5 protein-coding genes are annotated in these 3835 nt (G+C 72.2%); 4 read left to right on the forward strand and 1 reads right to left on the reverse strand.

Going from position 1 to position 3835, the window contains the following annotated elements; all coding sequences use genetic code 11:
- Nucleotides 1-182, reverse strand: a 182-nt coding sequence (locus VGD85_RS07770) for a hypothetical protein (RefSeq protein ID WP_331062880.1), incomplete at its 3' end; no start/stop codon positions are given.
- Between the two features lie 65 nt (nt 183-247).
- Here VGD85_RS07770 and VGD85_RS07775 point away from each other — a divergent pair.
- The 4 genes from VGD85_RS07775 to VGD85_RS07790 all read left to right on the forward strand — a co-directional run bounded on the left by VGD85_RS07775 (nt 248) and on the right by VGD85_RS07790 (nt 3681).
- Nucleotides 248-1396 (forward strand): GTPase family protein, encoded by a 1149-nt coding sequence (locus tag VGD85_RS07775; protein WP_331062881.1) that lies wholly within the window; start codon nt 248-250, stop codon nt 1394-1396.
- A 49-nt stretch (nt 1397-1445) separates the two neighbouring features.
- The gene (locus VGD85_RS07780; RefSeq protein ID WP_331062882.1) at nt 1446-2144 is read left to right on the forward strand and encodes a hypothetical protein; all 699 of its coding nucleotides are present in this window, start codon (nt 1446-1448) and stop codon (nt 2142-2144) included.
- 28 nt (nt 2145-2172) lie between these two features.
- Nucleotides 2173-2859 (forward strand): NAD-dependent deacylase, encoded by a 687-nt coding sequence (locus VGD85_RS07785; protein ID WP_331062883.1) that lies wholly within the window; start codon nt 2173-2175, stop codon nt 2857-2859.
- Nucleotides 2860-2970: 111 nt separating this feature from the next.
- Entirely contained in the window at nt 2971-3681 is a 711-nt protein-coding gene (locus VGD85_RS07790; RefSeq protein ID WP_331062884.1) for a hypothetical protein, read from the forward strand.
- The last annotated feature ends 154 nt before the right edge of the window (nt 3682-3835 follow it).

The following is a 3835-nucleotide window of genomic DNA, read 5'->3' on the forward strand; positions in this document are numbered from 1 at the left end:
CGGCGGGTCATCGCGACGACGGGCCGAGGCTTGCGCGCGCGTCGCCGGCGACGCCGGGGTGTCGGCGGCGGGGCACCGGTCACCAGGCGCTTGGTGGCGCGCAGCACGTCGAGTGCCGCCTGGTCGCGAGGCTCCGGGAGCCGGCGTACCGCTCGCCGGGCGAATGCTCCGAGAAGTCCCATGCCGCCGCACTTTGCCACAGGGCGGGTCCCCGGAGTGGGCTTGCCGCGGCTGCGATGCTGGTCGCATGGTGACGCCCGCGGACGACTGGTTCGGCCAGGCCTTCTCGAAGGCCTGGCGGGACAAGGCCGAGGAGATCGGGCGGTTCAACCTGGCGATCTTCGGCAAGACCGGAGTCGGCAAGAGCACGCTGGTCAACGCGATCTTCGGCAGCGAGATCGCGGCCACGGGCATCGGCGAGCCCGTCACGCGGGCCGAGCACCTCTACCTCCACCAGAGTGGCACGCTCGGCGTGCTCGACACCCGGGGCCTGGAGGTCGGGCGCGACAACGACGAGCTGATCGCCGAGCTCGAGGACTACCTGCACGGCATGCGGCGCAAGCCGCTCGCCGACCAGCTGCACGTCGCGTGGTACTGCGTGCGGGCCGGCGACCGGCGCTTCGAGGCGACCGAGGCGGAGTTCGTGCGGGCCCTGCACGGGCTGGGCCTGCCGGTGATCCTGGTGCTCACGCAGGTCCCGCGGGCCGTCGGGTCCGGAGGTGTGGCCCGCGTGCATCCCGACGCCGAGGCGCTGGCGGCGAGCATCGCCGAGCTGGACCTCCCGATCGTCGACGGCCTGATCCACTACACGATGGCGCAGGCCGACGACTTCACGGGGCAGGCGGCGTACGGCCTGCAGGAGCTCCTCGATGCCACCTTTCGCGGCGCGCCTGAGGGCGTCGCCCACGCCATCACGGCCGCCCAGCGCATCGACTTCGCCCGCAAGCGCGAGCGCGCCGAGAAGGCGATCAAGACGGCGACGGGAGCCGCCACCACCGCCGGAGCCTCCCCGATCCCCTTCTCCGACGCGGCGATCCTGGTCCCGCTCCAGATCGGGATGATGGCCTCGATCGCGGTGACGTACGGCGTGCCGCTCGAGCGGTCCACGGCGGCCTCGCTGGCCGCGACGGCGGCGGCGACGACCGCCGGCCGGTCGCTGGTCACGAACATGCTCAAGTTCGTCCCCGGCGCGGGCACGATGGTGGCCGCGCCGATCAGCGCGACCGTGGCCGGCACGTTCACCTATGCCATGGGTCACGCCTGGCTGCGGGTGTGCGAGCGGCTCGCGCGCGGCGAGCTCGGCGTGGTCGGGGGTGCCCTGGACGGTGAGTCGGTGCGGCGGGTCTTCCTCGAGGAGTTCAAGACCCAGGCGGCCCGCCGCCGCCTCCCGTCCTGACCGTGCGATCGGAGGTGTGGGACCGGCGGTCGCCGGGCATACCTGCGACATGCGGATCTCACGGGGGTGGGCCGCGGTCGTCCTGATCGCGGCGCTGGCCATGGGCGGATGCTCCGCCGACGGAAGCGAGCCGAGCGGCGCGGAGGGCCCCGGTCCGGACGACGGCTCGTCCGCGACCGAGCCGAGCCCGGCACCGACGCCGACGCGCTTCACCGCCGAGCAGCTGGGCGCGGCGCTGCCGCAGGGGCGCAAGCAGCTGCACGGCATCGCCCACGTCGCGTTCGAGTGCCGCGACCTCACCAAGCCGTGCAACGGCTTCCGGGGGTGGGCGGTCGTGGATGCCCGGAGCGACCCGGAGGCGTTGGATCTGGTCGTCACGATCCGACAGAAGCACGACCAGGCGAACGAGCGTCTCCGGCGGCGTCAGTGCCCCGACGGCGAGTTCCACCGTCCGCTGCGCTGGCAGGACGACGAGCACACGCGCTACACGCCGGGCGAGCGCGCGCAGGCTCGCCGGATCCCGCTGACCATCGGGGAGTGGAGCGGGTTCGTGTGCCAGAAGACCGGCGTCCTCCTGTGGCCGCGGGGTGAGACCTCGGAGCGGCACACCTGGCAGACGGCGTACCTCACCAACGGCCTGCACGACCTGACGACGGCGGGGCGGACGCTGGCCATGACCAAGGCGCTCGCGCGGGAGTACCTCGCCCGCCTGTCCGTGGGTGCCGGCCTGACCGGAACCAGCGGCTGACCGCCGGCTCGATACGTAGGCTGGGCCCGTGAAGGTCGTCGTGCTCACCGGCGCCGGGATCTCGGCGGAGAGCGGGGTCCCGACCTTCCGCGACGCCGACGGCCTGTGGCACGGACACCGGGTCGAGGAGGTGGCGACGCCGGAGGCCTTCGCCCGCCAGCCCTCGCTCGTGCACCGCTTCTACGACGAACGCCGAGCCGCCCTGGCAGCCGTGGCGCCCAACCCGGCCCATGCGGCGCTCGCCCGCCTCGAGGACCGGCTCGGCGACGACCTGCTCGTCGTGACGCAGAACATCGACGACCTCCACGAGCGCGGCGGCTCGCGTCGGGTGGTGCACCTGCACGGGCAGCTGCGCTCGGCGCTCTGCCGGGGCTGCGGCGAGCGGTTCCCCTGGCACGACGCCCTCGGCGACGGCCCGGCGTGCCCCCGCTGCGGCCGCCGCGAGCTGCGGCCCGACGTGGTGTGGTTCGGCGAGATCCCGTACGACATGGACCGGGTCCTCGCCGCGCTGGGCCGAGCCGACCTGTTCGTGTCGATCGGCACCTCCGGTGCCGTCCAGCCCGCCGCCGGCTTCGTCGGGTACGCCGCCGGCCAGGGCGCCCGGACCCTGGAGCTCAACCTGGTCCCCAGTCACGGCAGCCACCTGTTCGACGAGGCGCGGCACGGTCCCGCCTCCGAGCTGGTGCCCGCCTGGGTGGACGACCTGCTGCGGTAGTCCGCGACGACGGCCGGCGACGAGCTGTCACTGGCCCGTCTGGGGGATGGACCGATGCCGCGGTGTGGCAGTTGTCTGGCACGGTTGCCCCACCAACTACAGGAGGAACGCGTGGCACGTATCGCAATGGCCGTCGTCGGGTTCGGGGCGGCGACGCTGCTGACCGCTTGTGGCGGCGGGGACGGTGACGGGTTCGCCGACAAGACCGCGGACGAGATCGTCGAGACCGCGAAGTCGGACATGGGGGACCTGAAGGCCGTCAAGGTCACCGGGTCGGTCACCAGCGACGGGGAGCAGCTCGACATCGACCTGCAGGCCAGCTCCGAGGGCGACTGCACGGGCACGCTCGGCATCGCCGGCGGGTCGACGGAGCTGTTGGGCGTCGGCGGTTCGATGTGGATGCGCCCCGACGAGGCGTTCTGGCGCGCCAGCGCCGGCGACAACGCCGACGCGGTGATCACCGCGGTGGGCGACAAGTGGGTGGTGCTCCCCGAGAGCGACGACTCGTTCCAGACGTTCTGCGACGTCGACCAGCTGCTCGACGAGCTGCTCAAGGAGGACGAGTCGGACGACTCGACGTACTCCAAGGCCGGCACCGAGGACGTCGACGGCGACAAGACGGTCAAGATCGACAACGAGGACCCCGAGGACGGCACCTCGACCGGCTACGTGCTCGTCGACGAGCCGCACTACCTGGTCAAGATCGAGAAGACCGAGGGAGCGGACACCGGTGAGGTGACGTTCTCGGAGTTCGACGAGGAGTTCGACGTCGAGGCGCCCGGGGACGACGAGGTCGTCGACCTCAGCCAGCTGGGGGCCTGAGCAGGCTAGCGAAGCTAGCGAAGCTAGGTTCTTCGAACTCTGGCGTTTGTCTTGAGTTTCAGGCTGCCTTTCCTAGGCGCGCTCGGTGGGTGTAGCCCTCGACGTGGCGGTCGATGGTGGCCAGTGCGCGTTGGAGTTCGGGTGGTGCGGGTGG

Origin of the sequence: Nocardioides sp., from assembly GCF_036401255.1 — a bacterium.
Classification (GTDB): Bacteria; Actinomycetota; Actinomycetes; order Propionibacteriales; family Nocardioidaceae; genus Nocardioides.

Coding starts and splice junctions, on each gene's coding strand:
- VGD85_RS07775 (WP_331062881.1), top strand. CDS start 248: ATGGTGACGCCCGCGGACGACTGGTTCGGCCAGGCCTTCTCGAAGGCC.
- VGD85_RS07780 (WP_331062882.1), top strand. CDS start 1,446: ATGCGGATCTCACGGGGGTGGGCCGCGGTCGTCCTGATCGCGGCGCTG.